The 23,428-nt window shown below is 66.3% G+C and carries 25 protein-coding genes, 1 tRNA gene and 1 pseudogene; 9 read left to right on the forward strand and 18 right to left on the reverse strand.

Features of this window, described 5'->3' with window-relative positions:
* Positions 1-24 precede the first annotated feature (24 nt).
* Entirely contained in the window at positions 25-753 is a 729-nt protein-coding gene (locus G6N38_RS15570) for a 3-keto-5-aminohexanoate cleavage protein (protein WP_163748925.1), read from the forward strand.
* Here G6N38_RS15570 and G6N38_RS15575 read toward each other — a convergent pair.
* Positions 750-1,196, reverse strand: coding sequence for a cupin domain-containing protein (locus G6N38_RS15575; protein WP_163748927.1), 447 nt, complete (start codon positions 1,194-1,196; stop codon positions 750-752). The two genes, G6N38_RS15570 and G6N38_RS15575, sit on opposite strands and share 4 nt — an antisense overlap.
* A 149-nt stretch (positions 1,197-1,345) precedes the next feature.
* On the opposite strand from G6N38_RS15575, the gene G6N38_RS15580 reads away from it, so the two are divergent.
* The 3 genes from G6N38_RS15580 to G6N38_RS15590 are packed head-to-tail and all read left to right on the forward strand — an operon-like array spanning position 1,346 to position 3,936.
* Complete coding sequence (locus G6N38_RS15580) at positions 1,346-2,914, forward strand: ABC-F family ATP-binding cassette domain-containing protein (RefSeq protein WP_163748928.1); 1,569 nt, start codon at positions 1,346-1,348, stop codon at positions 2,912-2,914.
* 9 nt (positions 2,915-2,923) lie between these two features.
* Positions 2,924-3,346, forward strand: a complete 423-nt coding sequence (locus tag G6N38_RS15585) for a hypothetical protein (RefSeq protein ID WP_163748930.1) — start codon at positions 2,924-2,926, stop codon at positions 3,344-3,346.
* Positions 3,343-3,936 (forward strand): GNAT family N-acetyltransferase, encoded by a 594-nt coding sequence (locus tag G6N38_RS15590; protein WP_163748932.1) that lies wholly within the window; start codon positions 3,343-3,345, stop codon positions 3,934-3,936. Before G6N38_RS15585 ends, G6N38_RS15590 begins: the two co-directional genes overlap by 4 nt.
* A gap of 37 nt (positions 3,937-3,973) precedes the next feature.
* Here G6N38_RS15590 and G6N38_RS15595 read toward each other — a convergent pair whose 3' ends face one another.
* Positions 3,974-4,423, reverse strand: a complete 450-nt coding sequence (locus tag G6N38_RS15595; RefSeq protein ID WP_163752035.1) for an Hsp20/alpha crystallin family protein — start codon at positions 4,421-4,423, stop codon at positions 3,974-3,976.
* Between the two features lie 183 nt (positions 4,424-4,606).
* Here G6N38_RS15595 and G6N38_RS15600 point away from each other — a divergent pair, with 183 nt between their 5' ends.
* Positions 4,607-5,209, forward strand: coding sequence for an LpqN/LpqT family lipoprotein (locus G6N38_RS15600; protein ID WP_163748933.1), 603 nt, complete (start codon positions 4,607-4,609; stop codon positions 5,207-5,209).
* Here G6N38_RS15600 and G6N38_RS15605 read toward each other — a convergent pair.
* The 3 genes from G6N38_RS15605 to G6N38_RS15615 are packed head-to-tail and all read right to left on the reverse strand — an operon-like array spanning position 5,178 to position 8,894.
* Positions 5,178-6,158, reverse strand: coding sequence for a winged helix-turn-helix transcriptional regulator (locus G6N38_RS15605; protein WP_246227230.1), 981 nt, complete (start codon positions 6,156-6,158; stop codon positions 5,178-5,180). The two genes, G6N38_RS15600 and G6N38_RS15605, sit on opposite strands and share 32 nt — an antisense overlap.
* A complete protein-coding gene (locus G6N38_RS15610) occupies positions 6,158-7,675 on the reverse strand; it encodes a carotenoid oxygenase family protein (RefSeq protein ID WP_163748935.1) in 1,518 nt (505 codons plus the stop codon). Before G6N38_RS15610 ends, G6N38_RS15605 begins: the two co-directional genes overlap by 1 nt.
* The gene (locus G6N38_RS15615; protein WP_163748937.1) at positions 7,665-8,894 is read right to left on the reverse strand and encodes an acetyl-CoA acetyltransferase; all 1,230 of its coding nucleotides are present in this window, start codon (positions 8,892-8,894) and stop codon (positions 7,665-7,667) included. The genes G6N38_RS15610 and G6N38_RS15615 overlap by 11 nt, the downstream gene beginning before the upstream one ends.
* Positions 8,895-9,124: 230 nt before the next feature.
* On the opposite strand from G6N38_RS15615, the gene G6N38_RS15620 reads away from it, so the two are divergent.
* Positions 9,125-9,808 carry a GAF and ANTAR domain-containing protein gene (locus G6N38_RS15620; protein WP_163748939.1) on the forward strand — a complete coding sequence of 228 codons (684 nt, stop codon included), beginning with the start codon at positions 9,125-9,127 and terminating at the stop codon, positions 9,806-9,808.
* Between the two features lie 235 nt (positions 9,809-10,043).
* Complete coding sequence (locus G6N38_RS15625; protein WP_322790531.1) at positions 10,044-10,991, forward strand: GGDEF domain-containing protein; 948 nt, start codon at positions 10,044-10,046, stop codon at positions 10,989-10,991.
* Here G6N38_RS15625 and G6N38_RS31220 read toward each other — a convergent pair.
* Both G6N38_RS31220 and G6N38_RS15630 read right to left on the reverse strand, forming a co-directional pair.
* Positions 10,988-11,125 (reverse strand): annotated as a pseudogene (locus tag G6N38_RS31220) (alpha/beta fold hydrolase); the annotation flags it as partial. The gene G6N38_RS15625 and the pseudogene G6N38_RS31220 sit on opposite strands and share 4 nt — an antisense overlap.
* A 152-nt stretch (positions 11,126-11,277) precedes the next feature.
* Positions 11,278-11,676: a helix-turn-helix domain-containing protein gene (locus G6N38_RS15630; RefSeq protein ID WP_163748943.1), complete on the reverse strand. Its 399-nt coding sequence runs from the start codon at positions 11,674-11,676 to the stop codon at positions 11,278-11,280.
* Positions 11,677-12,079: 403 nt separating this feature from the next.
* Between G6N38_RS15630 and G6N38_RS15635 the strand changes: the two genes are divergently transcribed.
* Entirely contained in the window at positions 12,080-12,454 is a 375-nt protein-coding gene (locus G6N38_RS15635) for a hypothetical protein (protein WP_163748945.1), read from the forward strand.
* Positions 12,455-12,517: 63 nt separating this feature from the next.
* On the opposite strand, the gene G6N38_RS15640 is transcribed toward G6N38_RS15635, so the two are convergent.
* Both G6N38_RS15640 and G6N38_RS15645 read right to left on the reverse strand, forming a co-directional pair.
* A tRNA-Arg gene (locus tag G6N38_RS15640) sits at positions 12,518-12,590 on the reverse strand.
* Between the two features lie 273 nt (positions 12,591-12,863).
* Positions 12,864-13,697 (reverse strand): LLM class F420-dependent oxidoreductase, encoded by an 834-nt coding sequence (locus G6N38_RS15645; RefSeq protein ID WP_163748947.1) that lies wholly within the window; start codon positions 13,695-13,697, stop codon positions 12,864-12,866.
* A gap of 94 nt (positions 13,698-13,791) precedes the next feature.
* Here G6N38_RS15645 and G6N38_RS15650 point away from each other — a divergent pair, with 94 nt between their 5' ends.
* Positions 13,792-14,886 (forward strand): glutamate--cysteine ligase, encoded by a 1,095-nt coding sequence (locus G6N38_RS15650; protein WP_163752037.1) that lies wholly within the window; start codon positions 13,792-13,794, stop codon positions 14,884-14,886.
* Here the strand turns inward: G6N38_RS15650 and G6N38_RS15655 are convergent.
* The 9 genes from G6N38_RS15655 to G6N38_RS15695 form a co-directional block, all read right to left on the reverse strand.
* A complete protein-coding gene (locus G6N38_RS15655) occupies positions 14,879-16,240 on the reverse strand; it encodes an aldehyde dehydrogenase family protein (RefSeq protein WP_163748949.1) in 1,362 nt (453 codons plus the stop codon). The two genes, G6N38_RS15650 and G6N38_RS15655, sit on opposite strands and share 8 nt — an antisense overlap.
* Positions 16,241-16,242: 2 nt before the next feature.
* The gene (locus G6N38_RS15660; RefSeq protein ID WP_163748951.1) at positions 16,243-17,331 is read right to left on the reverse strand and encodes an acyl-CoA synthetase family protein; all 1,089 of its coding nucleotides are present in this window, start codon (positions 17,329-17,331) and stop codon (positions 16,243-16,245) included.
* Between the two features lie 91 nt (positions 17,332-17,422).
* Positions 17,423-18,496 carry a poly-gamma-glutamate hydrolase family protein gene (locus tag G6N38_RS15665; RefSeq protein ID WP_163748952.1) on the reverse strand — a complete coding sequence of 358 codons (1,074 nt, stop codon included), beginning with the start codon at positions 18,494-18,496 and terminating at the stop codon, positions 17,423-17,425.
* Positions 18,497-18,506: 10 nt separating this feature from the next.
* A complete protein-coding gene (locus G6N38_RS15670) occupies positions 18,507-19,730 on the reverse strand; it encodes an Nramp family divalent metal transporter (RefSeq protein ID WP_163748954.1) in 1,224 nt (407 codons plus the stop codon).
* Between the two features lie 66 nt (positions 19,731-19,796).
* Positions 19,797-20,039: a hypothetical protein gene (locus tag G6N38_RS15675; RefSeq protein WP_163748956.1), complete on the reverse strand. Its 243-nt coding sequence runs from the start codon at positions 20,037-20,039 to the stop codon at positions 19,797-19,799.
* A gap of 225 nt (positions 20,040-20,264) precedes the next feature.
* Positions 20,265-21,341 (reverse strand): NAD(P)H-dependent amine dehydrogenase family protein, encoded by a 1,077-nt coding sequence (locus G6N38_RS15680; RefSeq protein ID WP_163748958.1) that lies wholly within the window; start codon positions 21,339-21,341, stop codon positions 20,265-20,267.
* Positions 21,342-21,363: 22 nt separating this feature from the next.
* The gene (locus tag G6N38_RS15685) at positions 21,364-22,155 is read right to left on the reverse strand and encodes an SDR family oxidoreductase (RefSeq protein WP_163748960.1); all 792 of its coding nucleotides are present in this window, start codon (positions 22,153-22,155) and stop codon (positions 21,364-21,366) included.
* A gap of 131 nt (positions 22,156-22,286) precedes the next feature.
* Complete coding sequence (gene ku, locus G6N38_RS15690) at positions 22,287-23,165, reverse strand: non-homologous end joining protein Ku (RefSeq protein WP_163748962.1); 879 nt, start codon at positions 23,163-23,165, stop codon at positions 22,287-22,289.
* Positions 23,166-23,200: 35 nt separating this feature from the next.
* Complete coding sequence (locus G6N38_RS15695) at positions 23,201-23,428, reverse strand: hypothetical protein (RefSeq protein WP_246227232.1); 228 nt, start codon at positions 23,426-23,428, stop codon at positions 23,201-23,203.

The raw sequence follows: 23,428 nt of genomic DNA on the forward strand, positions 1-23,428 counted from the left end.
GGCCGTGACGGGTGAGAATGGCCTATGCCCACAGCTCCCTACATCAAGGCCTGTATCAACGGCGCCCGCACTCCTGAGGCGCACCCGGGGCTGCCGGTGTCGCCGCAGCAGCTGGCCGACGCCGCCGTTGCCGTGCACGGTGCCGGGGCCAAGGCCGTGCACCTGCACCCCAAGACCGCCGACGGGGTGGATTCACTGGCCCCCGACACCGTCGCCGCGGCGGTCACCGCCGTCCGGCACGCGCTGCCCGGCCTGCCGCTGGGCGTGACGACGGGGTTCTGGGCCCTGCCCGATCCGCAGCAGCGGTTGCGCGCCGTCGAGTCGTGGACCGTGTTGCCCGATTTCGCCTCGGTCAACTGGCATGAGCCGGGCTCGGTGGAACTGGCGCAGCTGCTGCTGGACCGTGGCATCGGGGTGGAGATCGGCATCTTTCATGCGCAGGCCGCCGACTCGTGGGCGCGCTCCGAACTGGCGCCGCACTGCCTGCGGGTGATGATCGAGCTGGGGCCCGAGGGGGACACCGAAACCGCCGACGATCTGCTGGCGCGGATCCGGGGTGCGGGCTCGCCCGCACCGATCCTGCTGCACGGCCTCGACGACAGCTGCTGGCCGCTGCTGGCGCACGCGGGGGTGCGCGGGCTGCAGACCCGAATAGGGCTGGAGGACACCCTGGTGCTGCCGGACGGGTCGACGGCGCCGGGCAACGCCGAACTGGTGGCGGCCGCGACCGACGTGCTGCGGGAAGTCAGTTAGTCGTCATCGGTTGCCAGCGCGAAGTCCGCGAAGTCGAACCCGGGCACCACGACACAGCTGACCAGGGTCGGCTCCTCATCGCGGGGGCGGGCCCGCTGCCAGTGACCGGGCGGCACCAGCACCTGTGGCCGTTCGCCGGCGACGATATCGGGGCCGAGCAGAACCGTTGTGGCGCTGGCCCTTTCCTGCCCGATCTCGAGTAGCAACGGGCTACCGCGGTGATACAGCCACAACTCGGCGCTGCGTACGGTGTGCCAGGCGGACTGCTGGCCGGGCAGTAGAACGAAGTAGATAGCGGTGCCTGCGTTGCGCGATCCGTTGTAGTCCGGCGGCAGCGCCGACTCGCCGACGACGAGCTCACTGCGCCAGGTCTCGCGGAAATAGCCACCTTCGGGGTGGGGCCCCAGTTCGAGCTTCTGTACCCAGTCGGGTAGATCCGTCATGCGCATCAGCGTAGAGATAATTCGGTTGCCGGCGTTCGCGTTGCCGTATTAGCGTGGCGGTCGTTCACTGCGAATGCCCCGGAAAGGTTGGTCCCTGTCGTGGATTACAGCGTCGTTCATCTGACCGCTGACGACCACTTCGGAGACCCATGCCTACCGATTCTGCAATCACCCTGATCGATCTCGACTTCGTCTGGCCGGACGGCACCGTCGCGCTGGAGGGTCTCAATGCCACGCTGTCGACCGGTCGTACCGGACTGGTCGGTGCCAACGGCAGCGGAAAGTCGACCCTGCTGCGCCTGATCGCGGGTCAACTGACCCCGACGGGCGGGCGGATCGTCACCGGCGGTGACGTCGCCTATCTGCCGCAGACCCTGACTCTCGATGTGGCGCAGTCGATCGCCGACGTAATCGGTGTGGGCGCCAAGCTGGCCGCGCTTGCAGCGATCGAGTCCGGCGTGGCGTCTGAGCGTGACTTCGAGGTCATCGGCGAGGACTGGGATATCGCCGAGCGCGCCGCTGAGGCACTGCGCGTCATCGGGCTGGGCGCGGTTGACCTGGATCGCACGGTCGGTCAGGTGTCTGGTGGGGAGGCGATGCTGCTGGCCGTCACAGCCCTTAGGCTCGGGCCGGCTGAGATCACCCTGCTCGACGAACCGACCAACAACCTCGACCGGCGCGCCCGCAGTCGGCTCTTCGACCTGATCGCCGACTGGCCGGGAACGCTGGTGGTGGTCAGCCATGACATCGCCCTGCTCAACCAGATGGACAACACCGCCGAGTTGCACAATCACCGGCTCACCTCGTTCGGCGGGCCGTACCGCGAGTGGCGCGCGCACCTGGACAACGAGCAGGCCGCCGCGGCGCAGGCGGTATCGGCTGCCGAGCAGACGATGCGGGTGCAGAAGCGCCAGCGCGCGGCCGTCGAAACCAAGCTGGCACGACGAAACAGCAAGGCGCAGAAGGACTATGCAAACTCCCGCGCACCCAAGATCGTGATGAACAACTGGGCGGGGTCCGCGGAGGTATCGGCGGGCAAGCTGCGCACCGAGCTGGATGAGAAGACCGCGGCGGCCGCCGACGCATTGCAGGCCGCCGAGGCCAGGCTCCGTAGCGATGAGCACATCCGCGTCGACCTTCCCGATCCCGACGTGCCGGCCAGCCGCAGAATCGCCGAATTGCCCGGCAGCCGTGGGCCGTTCGTGGTGATGGGACCCGAACGGGTCGCAGTCGTCGGGCCGAACGGCATCGGCAAGACCAGGCTGCTGGACGATCTGCTCGCCGGGACGGCCGGCCGACTGCTGACCGATCGGATTGGCTATCTGCCCCAGCGCATCGACGGCCTGGACGAGCACGCCAGCGTGCTGGACAACGTGTCGGCGCCGGACGGTGACACCGCGCTGGTCCGCACCCGGCTGGCCCGGTTTCTGCTGCGCGGCGACTCGGTGCACCGGCCGGTGGCCACGCTGTCCGGTGGCGAACGGTTCCGCGTCGCGCTGGCCCGGCTGCTGCTGGCCGACCCGCCGCCCCAGCTGATCGTGCTCGACGAACCGACCAACAATCTCGACCTGGCCAGTGTCGACCAGCTGGTCGATGCGCTGCGCGCCTACCGGGGTGCGGTGATCGTGGTCAGTCACGACGACGAGTTCCTGGCTCGGCTGGGTCTGGACCGGACCTTGTCGATGCGGCGCCCCGGCGTATTGGACGAGGCGGGTTAGGGTCGGACCATGGCACACCTGCGCGCGGGCTGGTTCGTCGTGCTGTGCGCGGCGGTGCTGGCCGTCAGCGCCTGGCTGCCGTGGTTGACGACCCCGGTCGCGGGCGGCGGACGGGCCAGCGCGATCGGCGGCACGGTCGGCAGCATCGTGCTGCCGCCACGGTTCGGTGCCGGGCAGTTGATCGTGCTGCTGGCCTCGGTGCTGATCGTCACCGGTGCGATGGTGGCGCGCAATCTGTCCCCTCGACTGGCTGCCGCGGCGGCGCTGGTGATCTCGGTGCTGCTCGGGGTGCTGACCTACTGGTACTACCACCTCAATGTCAGCCCACCGGTCTCGGCGGGGTACGGCTTCTACATCGGGGCGGTATGCGCTGCCGGTGCCCTGCTGTCATCGGTGTGGGCATTGGTCTCGGCTCTGGTGCGCAGGCGATGAGTCGGTTCGTCGATCCGGTCACTTTGCGCGGCGCGCAATGGGTTTCGCTTGAGCCGTTGAGTGACGCCCATGTTCACGAGATCACCGCGGCCGCAGCCGATGTCGGGGAGCTGTGGTTCACCAGCGCCCCGTCACCGGAGAACGCCGCGGACTGGGTGAGCAGGATGGCCGCGATGCAGGCCGGCGACGAAGGCGTGACCTACGTGGTCCGGCGACGCAGCGACGGTGCGGTGGTCGGCTCGTCGAGCCTGTTTCATGTCGACGCCGCCAACCGGCGACTCGAGATCGGTCACACCTGGTATACCGCGTCGGCCCGCCGCACCGGGATCAACACCGAGACCAAACTGGTGCTGCTCACCCACGCGTTCGACCAACTCGGTTGCGTCGCTGTGGAGTTCCGCACGCACTTCTTCAACCAGGTCAGCAGAGCCGCCATCGAACGACTCGGCGCCAAACTGGACGGAGTGCTGCGCAGCCACCAGCTGCTGGCCGACGGATCCCGTCGCGACACCGTGGTCTACTCCATCCTGGACATCGAATGGCCCGCGGTTCGCAACAACCTGACGTTCAGGCTCAGCCGCCACGGCTGATGGCGGCTAAGCCTGAACGCGTGGAATCGGTTGGGCCTCAGCCCGCGTCGACGGTCGTCGGCTCTATTGGCGTGCCGCCACCAGAACGGATGACCTCGATGCGGCGTGGCTTGGCCCGCTCGGCCAACGGGATCGTCACCGTCAGCACACCGTTCTCGTAGGTCGCTGAGATCTTCGCGGTGTCGATACCTTCGCCGAGTGCCAACTGGCGACGGTAGGTGCCGAAGAATCTCTCACTCGTCAACCACTGCACCGAGTCCTCCGAACGCGCGGAGCGATGTGCGGTCAGCGTCAGTGTTCCGTTGTCGACATTCACATCGACCGAACCGGGATCCACACCGGGCAGGTCTGCGGTCAGCACGTAGTGATCGTCGACCTTGTAGAGGTCCATCGGCATGAATCTGGGGCTGCGATCAGTTCCGGTCTGGCTGTTCAACAGTCCCCGGGTCATTGCGTCAAGTTCATTGAACGGATCGAAGCGCAGCACAGTACTCACCTCCTGGATCTATGAACGTAAGCCCGCCACCCTGGCGGGCAGCTTTACTGTGCGTTGCCAGATTAGCACTCGGAGGTTGGGAGTGCTAATACTTTTTGACCGATTCTGGCAGTGCCCACCGGTAGGCTGAGCTGGTTTGCTGGGCGGGCTCGTGAAGGGATGACCTTGCGCAAGGTGACGGGACAAGTGTCGGCCGTGCTGGTGGCCGCACTGGTGGTGGCGACCGCAGGCTGTTCGGACGACGCGAAGCCGGCTGCCGCCGTCAAGTGCGACGAGGTGTCGGTGCCGCTGATCGACATCCCCACCCGAACCGATCAGGAACCGCGGCTGCGGCTACCGCAACCGCAGGGCTGGGAGCGCACCACCAAGCTGGACTCCGAGACCATCCGATTCGCGCTGCGTAACGAGGGGCTCACTGATCAGGGGTTTACCCCCAATGCCGTGGTCACCCTGCAGAAGGTGAGTTCCGACCTGGGCAAGCCGCAACAGATACTCGACGCTCAGGACAAGCAGCTGGTCGCGAAGCTGAAGGTCAAGGATCTGAAATCCACGCCGACGCAGGTCTGCGGATCGGTGGCGGAATCGACCACCTACACCGCTCCCGCGATGGGCAAGATCCCGGCGCGCAACGCAGCTTCGCTGGCCGTGGTCTACCAGGCCGGTGACGTCAATTACGTGACCACCGTGACGGTGCAGACGATCAAACCTGACAATCCGACGTACATCGCGGATTCCGCGGCGATCCTCAAGGGATTCCAGATCCTGCCGCCGAAATAGCGACGGTGTGGACCTGCTCGCCGCTGAGGCGCTGGGCGCATCGGTCACAGGCCAGTTCCCCGGTGAAGTCGGAACCGCAATCGTGGTGGGTCATCACCACTGCAGGGCCTTCGGGCGCCTGATACCACCACTGCGCCCATTGCAGCGTGGCGGTCAGCACCGGGAAGAATGCCCGGCCCTTCTCGGTCAGCAGGTACGCCGCCCGCTCCGGGCCCGAGCGCTCCGTCGGTGAGGTGGTGAGCACGCCGATCTGGCAGAAGGTCTGCAGCCGTTCGGCCAGCAGGCTGGGCGGGGCGCCGAGCTGAGTCTGAAAATCGGTGAAGCGGGTGGTGCCCAAAAACGCGGCCACCAGCAGCGCTGCGGCCCAACGATTTCCGAGGATGCTCATGGTTTCCGGGAACAACCCGGCGTGGCGGGTGGCGGTATCGGACTCCGACCGGCGACGCGTCGACGCGGCTGGCGCCGACCGGCTCCATGTTCCGCTGGGGCCAAGGCTCATTGCCACTTCCGAGCCGGTGACCACACCACGGCAGGTGTTGCATCGCAATTGGGGTGCGAAGTGGGATCCGCACGCCAGATGACGCATGGCGGGCAGCGTTTTGTGATGCCCGGTCACCCAATTGCGCTCCCACTCCCAGATGGACAGCAACGCCGGCCACAGCGACCGGCTGCGGCCGGTGATCAGGTATTCGGTGCGCGCCCGGGTGGAGGCATGCACAGTGCGGGTCAGCAGGCCATCGCGGACCAGGGTCCGAAGTCGGCTGGTCAGTACCGAATTCGAGATCGGCAGCGCGGACATGAACTGGCTGTAGCGGCTGGCTCCGAGCAGCGCGTGTTGGACGATCAGCAGGTTCCACTCGTCACCGAGGAGACCCAGCATCCTCCCGATGGCATTGGGGTCCTCGGGTGCCAAGACGGTGGGCGTCTCGGCGGCAACGGTATCGGTCACTACAGTCCGATCGCCTCGGCGGCCGAATCGCTGGTATGCCACTGGCGCAGTGCATCACCAGCCACCCAGGTGGAATGGGTCCCGCTGGAGATTCGTTCCGGCAGTTGAAGTTTGCACACCGGACCGTCCGGTATCCGGGCGGCGTCGAACACCAGGCAATAGGAGGCGTCCGCGGTCATGTCGGTGGTCAGGGTGACCAGGTAGCCGTCGTCTTCGGCCCGGCTGCCGACGCGCGGTGCCATCGCCGTCTCGCTGCCGTAGACGCCATCGCCGAATCCATAGCGCATTTCGGTGCCGGTGTGCAGGTCGTGGCGCACCAGTCCGTCGAACAGGAACCAGCCCGGCTTCCCGCTGGCCGCATAGGCATAGCGATACGGCTCGCCGGTATGCCCGGAGTTGATCATGCCGAACTCGGTGATGCTGTCGGACAACGGTTCTTCGGTGAGCCCGCCGGTGCGCATGTTGAGCCGCCAGCGGTGCAGCCGGGCCTGCATCCGGTCCAGCGCGAGGAACCGGAACGCCCGCTGCCACTTGGTGCCGGTGCCGTTGTCGCTGGGTTCGGGGTCACCCTGGAAGAAGCCGTCCAGCACGATCTCGTCGCCGTCCTCGTAGGCGTTGGTGAAGTGCAGCACGTAGGTGGGGTCGGCCTCGAACCATTGGATCTGGCCCGTACCGCCGCGGCGGGGGAGTACCGCGAACCGCGACGGAATGTCACGGTGGAAACGGGCGACGTGCAAGTCGCGCTCTAGCAGTTCGGGGTCCCAGAACAGTGGAAAGTCGTTGAGGATCACGTAGTTTCGGGTGAACGCCATGTCGTGCGGGAGCCGCGGGCCTGGCAGTGGAACGTCGGTGTAGTGCACCAGGTCGTTGTTGGCGTCCACCACCCCGTAGTGCATGTAGGGCGCGGACTTGGAGTAGTTGAAGAACAGCATCTCGCCGGTGCGGTCGTCCACCTTCGGATGCGCCGAGACACCCCAGTCGCGGGGGAAGCCGCCATTGAAGGTTTCCTTGCCCAGCGTCTGCGCGGAATACGGGTCGACGCGGTAGAGATCGCCGCACTGGTAGAAGCTCGTCAGTGCGGTGCCGCGGTGCACCACGACATCGGTGCTGGAGGCGTCCTTCATCAGGGTGCGCGCACCCCAGCCGTAGTCGACCTTCGCCAGCGGTAGCGGCTCGGCCAGCCCCGGCCAGAGCGGACCCGCGGCGGCGTTCTCGGCTTCGAAGCCATCGGTTCGGATAAAGCGGTTGCGGTAGAAGGTGGTGCCGTCGCGGAAGCCGACGATATGGAGCATGCCGTCACCGTCGAAGGGGTGATAGGCCTTCAGTGCCGGATGCAACGGGTTCTCGGTGTTGCGCAGATAGACACCGTCGAGATCGGTGGGGATCTCGCCGTCGACGACGGTCAGATCGTCGGCGCGCCACTCGGTGTTCTGCGGTCGCCATGGCCCGGTGCGGTACGGGTGGTCGTCGTCCTCGGGAAGGGTGGACAGGAATTTGCCGACGATCTCAGTGTTCATCGTCTGCCGATCTGATCATGAAACTAACTGTGGTGGCGGTGCTACCGCCGAAATTCAGGGTGCCGAAGCGCCGTGCCCCGTCGACTTGGTAGTCACCGGCGAGGTGGCTGACCTGTTTGGCTGCGTCCAGCATCATCCGGATACCCGATGCACCCACCGGGTGGCCACCACCGATCAGACCGCCGCTCGGATTGATCGGCAGGCGCCCGCCGATTTCGATCTCGCCGTTCTCGATTGCCTTCCACGACTCGCCAGGCCCGGTGAGGCCGATGTGGTCGATGGCCAGGTACTCGCTCGGGGTGAAGCAGTCGTGCACCTCGATGCCGTCGAGATCGTCGAGGCCGATGCCGGCCCGGGCGAACGCGTCGTGCACGGCGGCGCGGACGTGCGGCAGCACGTAGGGGCTCGCGGCGTCGCGATCGAGCTTCTGCCGCAATCCCAGTCCCACCGTGCGGTGGCCCCAGCCCTCGATCAGCCCGATCGGACGCACACCCGGGTGATCCCGCAGGAAGTCGTCGTTGACCAGGACGACGCCGGCGCCGCCGTCGGTCATCTGGCTGCAGTCGTAGCGGCGGATGCGCCCCTCGGTCGGTGGGTTGACGGCGTCGTCGCTGCCGTGTGACACCAGATCGGGAATCTCCCAATCCCTGGTCTGGGCGTTGGGGTTGCGCCGGGCGTTGCCGAAGTTGAGTGCGGCGATCGCATGCAGGTGAGCGTCATCGATGCCGAAGCGCCGGTCGTATTCGTCGGCGACTTCGGCGAACATCGACGGCCACAGGTACTTCGTGTCCGCGCCCTCGTGGCCGGTCCAGGCCGCAGCGCCGAGGTAGGCGGCCGCGGTATCGCCGGGCACGGTCTTCTCCAACTCGACACCGACCACGAGTGCGGTGCGATAGTTGCCGGCCCGCAGGTCGGCCATCGCCGCCAGCGCTGCCACGCTGCCCGAAGCGCACGCCGCTTCGTGCCGGGTGGCCGGGGTGTCCCACAGTCCGTCGTGGACGGTGGCGGGCATGGCGCCGAGGTGGCCCTGCCGGGCGAACATCTCGCCGAAGGCGTTGGCCACGTGTACGACGCCGATGTCGGCGGCGTCAATCATCGACTCGGCCAGCGTGAGGTCGACGACCTCACGTGTGAGCGATGCGTAGTCGCGGCCTTCCCGGGTGAGATTGCGAGCGAAGTCGCTCTGGTAGCCACCGAGGATCCAGACATTGCCTGCCACAGCGGCGAAGTTACTACAGCTAAGAGAGTGGCGGGCCGGATTGCGTTGAGTTGGCCCAAATCCGGGGGTCGGTCCCGTCGGCTCGTGGTCTGAACCGACAGGACCTCGCGAGCGTGGGTGTCGACCACCGCGCTCACTTGAGCGGAGCATTGCCGAACCCGGTGATCCACAAACGTCTTGGTCGTCAGGGCGGTAGCGTCAACTCCACGAAGGTGGGGAACACTGACTGGATGACTTCGCTCAACCATGATCTGGCGCTGCGGATGGCCGAGCTCGCTCGGGCCACCGCGTTGCCTCGCGATGTCGACGAGATCCTCGCCGGAGTGACTGCCGCAGCGACTGAAATGATTCCCGGCACCGATACCTGCGGCGTGCTGTTGATCGGCAAGGGCGGCAAGTTCGAATCGCTGTTCGGTACATCAGATTTGATCTACAAGATCGACGCGCTACAAGAAGCCTGCGGGGAGGGGCCGTGCGTCGAGGCTGCGCTCGCCGAGTCGATCGTGCGCACCGACGACTTCGCCACTGAACGGCGCTGGCCCAAGTACAGTCGCGCCGCCGCCGAGCTCGGAGTCCGCAGCGGATTGTCGTTCAAGCTCTACACCAGCTCGAGTACGGCAGGCGCGCTGAATCTGTTCGGCCTGAAGCCAGAGGCGTTCGACGCACAATCCGAGGTGATCGGGTCGGTGCTGGCCGCTCACGCCGCATCGGCCATCATCGCCAGCCGCCACGGCGAGCAGCTGGAGTCCGCATTGGCCAACCGGGACACCATTGGACAGGCCAAGGGGGTGATCATGGAGCGGTTCAACGTCGACGCGATGCGGGCGTTCGAGATGCTGCGTGAGCTGTCCCAGACCACCAACACCCGGCTGGTCGATATCGCGGTTCGGGTGATCGAGTCTCGCGGAAATTAGTCCGCGGGTGGGTATCGTTGGGCGAAATTTTGATGCTGGTGGGGGTCACTCGATGGTGAGGGATGCACTCCGGCGTTGGTGGCAGCAGTCGAGTCATTACGACTGGTTGACTGGCTACCTCGCCGCACGCGATATGCGTGGGACCACGCGTGCTCTGATGGCGTTCATTGCTGCATCACTGGTTGTGTGTCTGCTGGGATTGCTCGCCTCCTCTGTTGATGGACCGATTGGAACCGTGCCGATCGCGATGACCTGGCTGGCGGTCGCGGGCGGGGTCGCCGGGGCGGTCCTGTGGATTCTGCGTTTTCCGACCCAACGTCAGTCGGTGGCTTTCGCCGTGGTCACCAATGCCTCCATCGCGCTGGCATGTCTGGCCTACCCGGGGCCGTTGCCCTCAGTGATCGGCTGCATCGCCTTTGCCACCATCGGGGCCTACATCGCGTTCTTCCACAGCACGGGATTCGTCCTCTACAACTTCGCTGTGGCGGCGGTTGTCGCAACGATCGGGGTGACGAGGATGGCTGCCGCCGGCCATCCCGTGCTTGCGGTGGTGGACTGGTGGCTCGTCATCCAGGTCAATATCGCGCTGCCCCTGGCGATCCAGGTCATGGTCCGCGCTCTCGGGGCGGATCTGCTGCGTGCTGAACGTGACCCGCTTACCGGATTGCTCAACCGGCGGACCTTCCACCACGCGACGTCCGGTCTGATCGCGGCGGGCCGCAGTGCCGATGCCCATCTGTTGATGGCGTTGATCGACCTGGACAAGTTCAAGTTGGTCAATGACCGCTATGGGCACGCGGCAGGTGATGAGGCCTTGGTACACGTCGCGGCGGCGATCGCCCAGGCTGCCGGTGACAAGGCGGTTATCGCGCGCAGTGGCGGCGAAGAGTTCCTGGTTGCCACCACGTCGGCGACCGCAGACTGTCACGAGCTGGCCCAGCAGGTGTGCACCGCCATCGCCGAGTCGCCGGCCGGGGTCACTGCCAGTGTCGGCACCACGGCGGTGCGGCTGGGGGACATCGACGGTGACGACAAAGCTCTCGTCGACTGGCTCGTCGCCACCGCCGACTGGGCGATGTACCGCGCCAAGCGCGCCGGCGGCAACGGGTTCCGTCACCAGGGCACCAGCCCCATGGGCCAGCGGCCGCCGGAGTTCGGCGGCGGCGTGAGCCAAACGGCCTAGCCTCGCGCGCTGTCGATGAACCGGCGCAGCGCGGCGAAGATCTCCTGCCAATGCGGGTGTGCCATGAAGTGGCCACCGGGGCGGGTGTTGAGCGTGGCGCCCGGGATCCGGCGGGCCAGCTCGGCGGGCCAGCTCGGGTCGAGGAACGCTGTGGCGCCGACGTGTTGGCTGCTCCAGCGTCAGTTCTTGCGCGAGTCTTTTTCTGACACAACACCTCTAGGTTGTCCGGAGAAGCGGCACCTGATCTTCTTTTCGTTCACGGAACCAAGGACCAGCGGTGCGGTGCTTAGGACGGGTGTTGGCCGCGGGGGTCGGACTGGTTGTCGAGGCTGCGGTGAAGTGCGGCGTTGATGGCCTGGGCTTCTGCGAGTTGGTCTTCGAGGATGATGATGCGGCACGCGGCATCCAGAGCGGTGCCCTGGTCAACGAGTTCGCGGGCTCTGGCCGCGATCCGCAGTTGATAGCGGGTGTAACGGCGGTGCCCGCCCACGGAGCGTTGTGGTGTGAGCAGTTTCGCCTCGTCGAGGCTGCGCAGGAATCCAGGGGTGGTTCCCAGGATTTGGGCGGCGCTCCCCATGCTGTATGCGGGGTAGTCCTCGTCATCGATCTTGTCGTTCGGGCCACTGTCGGCAGAGCCGTTATTCGCTTGTTCCACAACGCCTTTCGAAAAGTCTTGCTGGCTCATGAAGAAGGGCCGGCACCCCGGAGCTAACCATCGCACCGGGGCCGCCGGCCCTGAGGAGATAACTACCATCTTTCGATACTGCTGAAAAAACTGCGGCATCGACCCGACTGACTATCACGGGCGATCCGACGGCAACTCCTCCCTCCTTCTGTCGTGCACTTGCTTGGTACTGCTCTTGCTTGGTACTGCATTTCTGCTGGACGGTCTGAGAATCATGTCCTGCAATGGTTCTCGCGGTTCACCGTCACTGATCTCCGTGCTCTCACGGGTAGTTCATCTCTCCCGTGCCCATCACTGTCTGCTCTGTCTACGAGAGAAACTATAACCATCCCGACGGTGCATGTCTACCCCCGCTGGGTGAGATTTTCTCCGTCAGGTTCGGAAATTGTTCTAGGATCGGAGCATGAGCTCACAGGACGCAGGTGGCGTCGGGACGGATGCGATCTTGCGTCACATCGACGCCGAAGCTGATTGTGTGAGCATCGAGGTGACGTTGTACCTGCCGTGGGGGGTGGTGACGGGAATAACGGTGCCCAGCAGCTACTTTGGGCACTACGTCGCGAACTTCTTCGCCAGAAACGATGCCCGGGATGTTGCCGGGCGCCTGGAGACGCTTGAGGCTGAGCAGGCCAGGGTGTTTCTTCATCTGCGCAAAGCCCGCTGTTATGTCGCTGGCACCATGATCGAGCATGATTCGCTGCGCATTCGGCTTGCCGATGTGTCCGCGTGGACTGTCGCCGGCATTTCAGAGCCCTCTGCCGGGACGCTCCCGCGGTAAGCACTCCGGCTGACCCGTCGCCCCGGAGCGTCACGGATCAACCGAGGTCATACAAGAAAAAAGTGCCCCCGGCAGGATTCGAACCTGCGACACCGGCTTTAGGAGAGCCGTGCTCTATCCCCTGAGCTACGGGGGCGCACCGGCTGGCAGCTTACCGCCTGCCGCACGAAACCCCGTCTGCGCAGGGTTCAGCGTCGTCCCGCCCCACTCGAACCGGGCGACGGAGGTGGCGTTGCCGTCGGCCTCGGGGCGATGTCCTGAGCCGGTCGGACCAGCGCCTGGGCCACCCGCTGACTGGCCAGGTGATGTCGCCGCGAGGCCCGGGCGGATCTCGTCGGATACCGCGTACAGCGTGCATCGCCCTCGTCGGCGAGCCATGACCCGGCTGACGGTGTGGCAAATCCGAGCCTCAGCGCAGCTCGGCGATGACCTTGGCGAAGTACTCCGCGTGGTAGTCCTGCACGGTGAAGTAGGTGATCCCGTAGATGTCGCGCCGGGCCCGCAGGGTGTCGGCGATATCGCGCGGGGTGCCGGTCAGCACGGTGGGCAGCGCCAGCAGCTGTTCCTCGGTGGCGTCGGGGGCGTAGCCGCGGGTCAGGGCGAGATCCGGGACACCGGAGGAATCGGTCGGCACTCCGGTGATCGCGATGTTGAGTTCGAGGTCGTCGAACCGTTCGCCGGCCTGCCCCCGGACGAAGTTGATGCGCTCGGCCAGCGGATCGTGGCCGGGATACTCGGGCACCCCACCACCGGTGAGCCCGATGATGTCGGCGTGCTCGGCCGCGATCCGCAGCACCCGATCGCCGTTGCCCGCGATCAGGATTGGGATCGACGGGGCGGTCTCCTTGAAGTACTTGGTGGTGTGCCGCAGGTGGTCGACCCGTTCCCCGGCGCTCGGGTACGGCATTTCGGCGGCCTCGAACTCCTCGCGCACATAGCCGGTGCCCAGCCCCAGATCGAGGCGACCCTCGCTCAGGACGTCGACGGCGATGGCGTCACGGGCCAGGATCGCGGGCTTGTAGAACGCCGCGTTGATCACGAAGGTGCCCACCCGCATGGTCTTGGAATACTCGGCTGCGGCCACCATGGTGGGAAATGGCGCGGGGACCCCGAAGCGGCCGAGATGGTCCGGGACGTGCAGGACGTCGAAGCCCAAGTCCTCGAACCGTCGCACCGTGTCACGGAGCTTTTGCGCCGACTTGACCGAACGCACGCCGATGCCGAAGCGAAAGTCTCTGACCATGTCGGCATGCTAGGGCCGAGTCCGGCTGGATCGACAGCGTCGGTCTCGGTACGTGGCACGGTTTGATGTGTCCCCGGTGCGGGCATTCCGGTGAATCGTGAATCTTCCCAGCGTCGGTGTCGAAGAAGAGTTCCTTCTCGTTGATCCCAGCACCGGGGAGCCGGTCGCCCGCAACGCCGACATCGCCACGTACGCGGCCGCCGGTGGAGTCGACCTGCAACTGGAACTGACCACCTGCCAGGTGGAGACCGCCACCGAGGTGGCGCAGACCAGTTCCCAACTGCGCCAAGAGATCACCCGATTGCGCCAGGTGGCGGCCAAGGCTGCCGAGAAGGCCGGTGCGCGGCTGCTGGCCGTCGGCCTGCCGCCCACCGTGCCACAGAGCTTCCCGATCACCGACACCGAGCGCTACCGCGCGATCGGCGAGCGGTTCGGCATGATCGCCCATGAGCAGGGCATCTGCGGATGTCACGTCCACGTTGAGGTCCCCGACCGCGCCGCGGCCATCGCGGTCAGCAATCGACTGCGGCCGTGGCTGCCGCTGCTGCTGGCGCTGACCGCCAACTCGGCGATCTATCGCGGTGCCGACAGCGGCCACGCCAGCTGGCGCAGCGTGCTGTGGAATCGCTGGCCCAGCGCGGGACCGCCGCCGCACCTGGATTCGGCCGAGCACTACGACGCGATGGTGGCGATGCTGCTCGACGCCGGGGCCATGCTCGACGACGGGATGGTCTATTGGGATGTCCGTCCGTCCAAGAAGTTCCCGACCATCGAGGTTAGGGTGGCCGACGTCCCGGCGACTGTCGCCGAGACCGTCCTGCTGGCCACCCTCACCCGCGCGGCGGTGATGACCGCGCTGGACGCCGAGCGATCCGGAGCGCCGTCCCCCCGGATCGACGATCACGTCCTGAGAGCCGCGTACTGGAAGGCCGGCCACGACGGGTTGGACGGCCAGGTCATGGACGTCACGGCGGGGTGGGCGACCGCTCCCACATCCGCGGCGCTGGGCAATTGGCTGCAGCTGTTAGCACCGGCGCTGAAAGAACTCGGCGATGACGAATGGGTTCACGCCGAACTGGGCCGGCTGCTACGGGAGGGCAACGGCGCTATGCGGCAACGTGCGGCCTGGCGCGAACGCCATCGGGTCGGCGACGTCATCGCTGTCGCCGCAGAAGCCACACTCAGCTGACAAACCCCTTGGTACGCATCAGGAAATCGGCGAGGAAGCCGTCGTGCGGTAGACCGGTCGCCGTGTAGTAAGTCGGCACGGGGCCGCGGTACACATTTGCGATCGTGGGCTCGGCGAGCAGATCATCGACCACCCTGTCATCCTCGGTGAACGCGCCGACCACCAGGGAATCACGCAGTGGCCCCAGCCCGTCCGTGCGCTGCCAGGAGGCAACCCACACGCACGGAAACGGCAGTTCAGTGTTGAGCTTCCCGGGGTCGAGGTCGGTCAGCAGATGCACGGCCGGGCGCAGCGCGGCACGGCCGTCGCCCAGGTCGGCGACGATCTGATCAGCCCCGAGGAGTGCCGTGGTGCCTTCAGCGCGCGCGGCGACGAAGGCAGCCACGGCGCGCGCGGATTCTATTGACTGCGTGGGCAGGATCGCGCGCTCATCGTCGGGCGGGCGGGCCTCGATGGTGCTCAGCCGGTCGGCGATCGCTGACGCCAACGGCGCCGCATCGCCCTCGACGAGGACGGCGGTGGTGTTGACGCAGGCCATCCCGCCCAGCCGGGCAATCGACTCGACGATCACCTCGAGGTGATCTCGCCAATCCTGCTCGGCGGTGAGCAGAATCTTGGTCCGGCCTGGGCCGTTGACGAAGACGCCTCCGTCACCGCCGTACTTGGCCACGACGTCGCTGCCGCCGTACACCAGAGCCAGATCCGCCGATGCGATGATCTCGTCCGCCCCGGCATGGTCGGTGGGCAGATAGGTCACGTCATCCTCGCGGAAACCGGCTTCCCGCAAGGCGGTTACCAGTCGGTGGGCGGTGAATGGTTCGCGCCGCGACGGCCGGACCGCCACACGGTAGCCCATGGCCAGCGCCTGTGGCCACAGGCCGTGAACGCCCGGCGCATTGCCGGAAGCGTGCACACCGAACAGCTCGCCGCGCCGCGACCAGATCGCGGTGGCCTGCCCGGGTTGCACCGTCTCCCAGTCCGACACCGCGCCGACCGGACGGGCCGGTTGTATCGCATCGAACGCGGCGACGACGGACTCGCTCACCTCGCAGGCCTGGGCCCGGGTGACGGCGATCGGCAGACCCGAAACCCGGCTCGCCACACGAATATACGACTCGAAGTCCAAGCCGGCTGCCGTCGATGTGGCGAACACCGCACCGGCCTTGTGCAGAGCTGCCAGACGCTGATCGGCCGGAAGCGGCGTGGTCGTGCGCTGCGCGGCCATCGCCCGCGCGATGTAGAGCGGCGGGGCGATGCTCAGCTCGGCCACCGGAGCGCCGGCGGTGTCGGTGACGATTTCGCGCTTGCGGGAGCGGTATTGGCCGCTGCAACCCAGACCGGGCAGGTCGATCACGATTAGTACACGCCCTCGATCACCGGTTCGCCGTCGAGGACGGCAACCGGAGCGACCTCGGTGACCGAGTCGCCGATCTGGCCGTCGGGGCCGGGCACGCGGATCGCGCTGTCACGTTCGAGGTTGTTGGGGATGAACATTCCCTTGCTGATGTGGTTCATCACCACCTGGCCTCGTTCGCCATAGCCGACCTGCTCGCCGGTGTCCGGATCGATTACCCGGAAGAAGACGTAGGGGCTGCGCGGATCGAACACGAATGTCTGTCCCTCGGCTCGGGTCTGGGCCTGCGACAGGATCATCGTGCTACCGAACACCATCGCAATGCTCGCCGCCGGAAACACGTCGCGCAGAACGTCGAGGGTGTCGGGATCCACATGCGCGCCGCTGAGCAGAATGAAGCGGACCTTGTCGCCGACCAGCCGGGCGAGCGCGTCGTTGCGCGCGATCGCGTCCAGCAGCGGTCCAGTGGTGTGCAGATTGGCGATGTCCTGGCTGCGCAGAACGTATTCGGCCTGTTCGAGGATGTGGTGTAGATAGGCCGCCATCTCTGCTGCGGCGCCGCGCGCGACCAGTTTCTTGACCCACCGGGGATCGAGGTCGACCAGATGACAGATCGAGCCCAGCCGGGCCGACACCACCCGGGAGAAGTAACCGACACCGTGTGGGCCGCTGGGCATCAGGCACAGGAAGCCGCGCCCACCGACGAATCCGGCCCGGCGGAAGTCGTCGGTCTGCCAGTCGGCGACCTGGGCCACCCAGTCCGGCAGTTGCGTCGTCCGCTTGGGTGCGCCCGTGGTGCCGCCGGATTCGAAGATCAGTGGGATCGGCGGTGGTGATCCGTAACCGCGCGGGATCAGGGCCTCGGCCGGGGCGTCGCGTAACTGGTTGACCAGATTCGGGAATCGGCGAAGGTCGGCGAACGTCCGGATATCGGTCAGTGGGTCGAAGTCGAGTTCCTTGGCCGTGCGCAGCCAGTATGGCGAGCCGGTTTCGGCGCCGAAGTGCCACGCCATCGCCGCGCGCAGGTATGCCTGCGGGTCCGGTGGCGTCTCGCGCGGCAGATCCAGCAGGGAGAAGTCGACATCGGCCACAACCTGAAATCCTGTCGCAGCGTGCTGGGAAGCGTCACCAGACGGGCTGTCGTTAACCGACTCGTCTGCAGGAGTTTGGATTCCGGACGAACTAGAACGTCCAGGAATTGGCCGCGGCGACCAGACCCTGCACCAGTGCGGCGGTGGCCGGCGAGAGCCCATCGGCATTCGGCGGCTGGCTACGCGGGCTGATACCCCGCACCCGCGTCGGCAACTCCAACTGCGCCCCGCCGCCACGAACGCGGTTGACCGGATTGTCGGGGTGCAGGCCGCGCAGTTCGGCGGGAATGGCGTCGAGGTCGGTGACCACCTGATAGCCGGGCAGATTGATGGTGGCGGCCAGGTGGCGGGCCAGCGTCCGGTTACCGCCGCCGGCCAGCAGTTCGGTGCTGCGTCCGATGCGCCCGTAGCCGTGCACCGACACCGTCACCTCGACGTGGTCGAGAAAGGCGGCCAGCCGGTCGGATTCGGCGGCCAGATAGCGCGCCGAGGGCAGGTGGTGCGGATAGTGCGCGGGGTGGCGCAGCAGATACAGTGACGCGCCCGCGGCGTCGGCGGCACGTTCGGCGATGACGTCGGTCATCTGCTCCAGGCCGCCGCCGTGAATGGCCAGAAACCCGAACCGCGACCGTAGCCGGCTCACCTCGACGATCGCGGGGTCGGCGAGAAGATCGGAAAGTGATTGTGGCCCAGAACCGTTCGATGCCAGCGGTCGCGGCCAGTGGGCAGGGTCCCAGCGCCGAAGGAAGTCGACCCATCGCTGCGGCAGGCCGTGGTGCTGCGCACCGTCGATGATGCGCTCCAGGTAACCGGGTCGCGGTGGTCCCGGTTCGGTGCGGTGGTCGATGTAGACCCAGGCCGGGGCGGGCCCGTCGGCGGTGTGCACCGTCAGCCGGTCGCGGCGGTAGCGCACCGGCACGCCTTCGGCGGTGTCCAGCACGGCCAGGTCGTGGTCGGTCAGCCACCACAACACCCCGTGCACTGTGCTGCCCGCGAACGGTTCGACAGTGGCCACGCCGCGGGAGTTGATCAGCCAGTCATGGTCAGCCAGCGTCGCCGGCCGCGGGTCCGCGGCCTCGGGACAGCGCCGGGCCATCTGTTGCACGCAGAGGTTGGACCCGTAGGCGAAGTACGGGTGTCTCGGGAGCCGCTGGGCCGGCGACATCCGGTCGCGCTCAGCGCGCGAGCGTCAAATAGATCAGGACCACGTTCAGCAGCGTAATCACCAACGCCACCGTCCAGCCCAGGGCCGTGGTCAGCCGACTGTTGGCGTCTGCACCCATCAGTGTGGAATTGCTGGTCAGCCGAACCAGCGGTACCAGTGCGAACGGGATGCCGAACGACAACACCACCTGGGAGATGACCAGCGCTCGGCTGGGATCGACGCCGATGGCCAGCACCACCAGCGCCGGGATCAGCGTGATCAGCCGGCGCAGCAGCAGCGGAAAGGTCTTGTGCAACAACCCCTGCATGATCATCGCCCCGGCGTACGCGCCGACCGACGTCGATGCCAGCCCGGAGGCCAGCAGACCGATGGCGAACAGCAGCGCCACGGTGGGCCCGAGTGTGTCGCGCACCGCGGTATGTGCGCCTTCGATCGAGTCGGTGTCGCTGCGACCCTGCAGGTTGGTCGCCGCGATCAGCAGCATGGACAGGTTGACCGCGCCGGCCACCAGCATGGCGATGCCGACGTCCCACCGGGTGATGCGCAGCAGCCGGGCGCGCGGTGCACCGGCCTCGGGGTGACCGTGCCGGTCGCGGGCGAGCCCGGAATGCAGATAGACCGCGTGCGGCATCACAGTCGCGCCGAGCATGGCTGTGGCCAGCAGGATGCTTTCCGGGCCGTCGAATCGGGGGACCAGACCCGCCACCACATCGGCCGCCGGCGGTGTCTTGACGAACAGGCTGGACAGAAATCCGGTCGCGATGACCAGCAGCAGCCCGGTGATCACCCGTTCGAACACCCGCTGACCGCGCCGGTCCTGAACAACCAGCAGCAGCAGCGACACCACTCCGGTGATCACCCCGCCGAGCAGCAGCGGCAGGCCGAACAGCAGCCGCAGTGCGATCGCGCCGCCCACCACTTCAGCAAGGTCGGTCGCGATCGCGACCAACTCGGCCTGAAGCCAGAACCCGATGCGGCCTGGCCTGCGGGTGTGGTCGCGGACGGCTTCGGGCAACGTGCGACCGGTGACCAGCCCCAGCTTGGCCGACAGGTACTGCACCAACCCGGCCATCACGTTGGCCATCACGATGACCCACACCAACAGGAAACCGAACTGTGCGCCGGCACTGATGTTGGCCGCGACGTTCCCGGGGTCGACGTAGGCGATCGCCGCCACGAACGCCGGGCCAAGTAGATACCAGCCCGACCTTGGGGCGCGGGTCACCTGTGCCAATCGACGAGCCTTCTATCCGGATACTCAAACAAGAAAGTGAGGGTACCCGAAACTAGCCGATTCGCGTCACAAGCCGATGAACACTCCACCGAAGCCGATGCCCAAGCCGCCGAAGCCCCAGCCGGCCAGCGGGTTTTGCAGAGCCGGGTTGGGTGAGGTGACGATCGCCGTGTGCCCGGGGGTTTCGCAGATTGTGGTGTTGGGTCCGGTGTCAGTGCATTGCGCCGGCCGTGCTGTCGCAGGGACGGCCAGTACGACGGCGACAACCGCGATCAGTAATGGAGCCCCAAGAACGAACTTGGTAATCATGTTGGCCTCCTAGGTGGCCGCGATCCCGAACTCAGCGGCCCCGGCCGCCATGGGCGCCGCCGGGGCCACCGAAAATCAGTGCGGGACCGATGAACTCGTCGCCCCAGGGATAGGCATAATCCTAGCGGCGGGAGCAACCGCAGCCGCGGTAGCGCCGGCGGCGATGACGGTCGGAAACACGGAGCGGAGCCTTTGCCGCATGGGCGTTCCCTTCCTGGCAGTTCCCTATCCTGGAGCGTACAGGCCTTTGCCGGTGGCCAGTGGTAGGTCGATCGTCGTGCAGATCCCGGCGGGTGCGGCCACCACTGACGGGATGGCGTTCACGAGGCGCATAGCGGTCGCGACCAATCCGGCGTGGTTGTGGTCACCGTTCGGCGAGCTCAGGCACAGATCCATGGCATAGGACGGTTCGCCGGTGATCTCGATGCGGTAGTTGCCGCCTTCCTGGACGGGCTGCGGCCACTCCGGGTACAGATCCTCACGCAGCCGGGTGACATGTTCGAGGACGATGACCGGGGCCCCGCCGACCAGACCGATCACCTCGAACCGCAGTCCCGCGGCGGTGCCCTTGGCGATCGTGCCGGCGGCGATCTCGATGTCTTCCGGTGCAGGCTCGCGTACGTACATATCCTCGATGCCGTCGAGTTCGAGGTCGAGCCCGGCCGCGATCTGACGGATCACCGAGCCCCAGGCCAGGCTCAGCACGCCGGGTTGCAACAGCATCGGGATCTCGTCGAGCGGCTTACCGAAGCCCATCACGTCGAACATCACCGTGGCGCTGTCGTAGGTGGCGTAGTCGAGGATCTCCATGCACCGAATCTGCTGAATGCTCTGACACGTGCCCGCCAGCGCCAACGGCAGCAGATCGTTGGCGAATCCGGGGTCGATCCCGTTGACGAATAGACTCGAATTACCTTGCTGGGCAGCATCTTCCAACGGCTGGATCATCTCGTTGGGGATCACCTGCCACGGCCACTGCAGGAACACCGGACCACTGCCGACGACGTTGACGCCGGCAGCCAGGATCCGCCGGTAATCCTCCAGCGCCTCGGGCAGCCGGTTGTCGGCCAGGGCGTTGTAGACGACGCAATCTGGTTTGGCCGCCAGCACCTCGTCGAGGTCGGTGGTGGCCGTGACGCCGGTGGCGCCGGAGAGCCCGGCCAGTTCGGCAGCGTCCTTGCCGGCCTTGGAATCCGAAGAGACCCAGACGCCGGTCAATTCGAAGGCGGGGTTGGCGATCAACCCCTTCAACGCGTGGACACCGACGTTGCCGGTGCCGACTTGTGCGACGCGGATGGCCATGGCGCTCCTTACAGGTCGGGGCTTACAGGTCTGGGATGGGAAGGTCGAGGTTCGGCATGATGAGGCCGCCGTCGACCTCGATGATCTTGCCGGTGAGATAGCTCGCGGCGGGCGACGCGAGATAGACGGCAGCCGCGGCGATGTCGAGCGGATCACCCAGTCGCTTCATCGGCGTTGCCTTCTCCATCGGATCGCGCAAGGCGTCGTTGGAGGCCACGATCTCCAGCGCCGAGGTCAGGATGGAACCCGGTGCGATGGCGTTGACTCGGATCTTCGGGGACAGGTCCAGCGAGGTCAGCCGGGTGTAGTGGGCCAGGGCGGCCTTGGCGGTGCTGTACGCGGCGAAGCCGCGGCCGGCCAGCCGGCCCATCGTCGAGGTGATGTTGATGATGTTGCCGCCGCCGGAATGCTCGAGCATCAGCGGAACCGCCGCCAGCGTCAGGGCGTGCGCGGTCAGGACGTTGAACGTGAACGCGTCCTTCATGTCCTTGACGCTGGTGTTCAGCAGGGCGTTGGGCATGGTGCCGCCGACGTTGTTGACGACGATGTCGAGCTTGCCGAACACCTCGACCGCTGTTCCGGCGAGGGCGGCTGTCGTGTCCGGGTGCGCGAGGTCACCGACGACGATATGGGCGCGCCGTCCGACCGCCTCGATCTGCTTGGCGACCGCCTCCAGCTCGGACTGGGTGCGCGAACCGATGACGACGTCGGCGCCGACTTCGGCGAATGCGACGGCGATTGCCGCGCCAAGGCCGCGACCGGCACCGGTGACTACTGCAACTTGACCGTCAAGTCTGAACTTGTCGAGGATCACGTATCTCTCTTCCCTTGTCGGCGAACACCGTAACAAGATCGCCACGGTTGATGACGCTGAATTCGGAACGTAACTGAAACACGTTCTATTTTGGTGCCGAGTTCGAAGATTCGGCGAAAATCACCGAAAGTTCACGCCTTCTTGGCCGGTGCCTTCTTCGCGGCTTTCTTGGCCGGTGCCTTCTTCGCCGGCGCCTTGTCGTCCGAGCTGCCCGCCTCGCCGCGGCGACGTTTGACGCTGGCTTCGAGCTTGGCCAGCAGATCGGAGACATCCTCGGTCTCGTCCAGTTCGGCGGGCTGTTCCTCGGCAGTGAACGCCTCGCCGCCTTCCAACTTCGCCTGGACGAGTTCGAGGAGTTGTTCCTGATAGGTGTCGTGGAACTGTTCGGGGTGGAAGTCGTCGGCCATCGATTCGACCACCTGGCTGGCCATCTTCAGCTCGGCGGGCTTGATCTCAACGTCTTTGTCGAGGACCGGGAAGTCGGGGTCTCGGATCTCGTCGGGCCACAGCAGGGTGTGCACGATCATCACGTCGCGCTTGGAGAAGTCCTTGACCCGAAGCGCGGCCAGTCGGGTCTTGTTGCGCAAGGCGAAATGCACTATCGCCACCCGATCGGTGTCGGCGAGCGTCTTGGCCAGCAGCACATAGGACTTCGATGACTTGCCGTCCGGCTCAAGGAAGTAGCTGCGGTCGTACATCAGCGGGTCGATTTCGCTGGCGGGAACGAACTGAACCACCTCGATCTCGTGGCTGCGTTCCTCGGGCAGGGTGGCGATGTCGTCATCGGTGATGATCACTGTCTGGCCGTCGTCGGACTCGTAGGCCTTGGCGATATCGCGGTATTCGACCACCTCACCGCACACTTCGCAGACGCGTTTGTAGCGGATGCGGCCGTTGTCCTTGGCGTGCACCTGATGGAATTTCAGATCGTGGTCCTCGGTGGCGCTGTACACCTTCACCGGGACGTTCACCAGACCGAATGCGATCGAGCCTTTCCAGATGGAACGCATCTGTCCAGTATGCAGGCCTAACCGGTGTTGCTGGGTCAGATGGCGGGCTGGACGCCCGGATTCAGCCCGGTCGGCAGATCGGGATTCGCACCGGGCGCGCTGCCCTCGCTGGTGCCCTGATACGGCGCGGGGCGGCAATTGCTGTCCACCGGGTTCTGCCCGGCCGAGCAGTAGGGGACGTGGTCTTCCGGCTCGGCGGCGGCCTGCGGAACGCCAATCAACGCGGGCAGCGCGAACAGGGCGGCCACCAGCATTCTGGTCAT

The sequence above is a fragment of the Mycolicibacterium helvum genome (assembly GCF_010731895.1).
In the GTDB taxonomy this organism is placed as follows: Bacteria; Actinomycetota; Actinomycetes; order Mycobacteriales; family Mycobacteriaceae; genus Mycobacterium; species Mycobacterium helvum.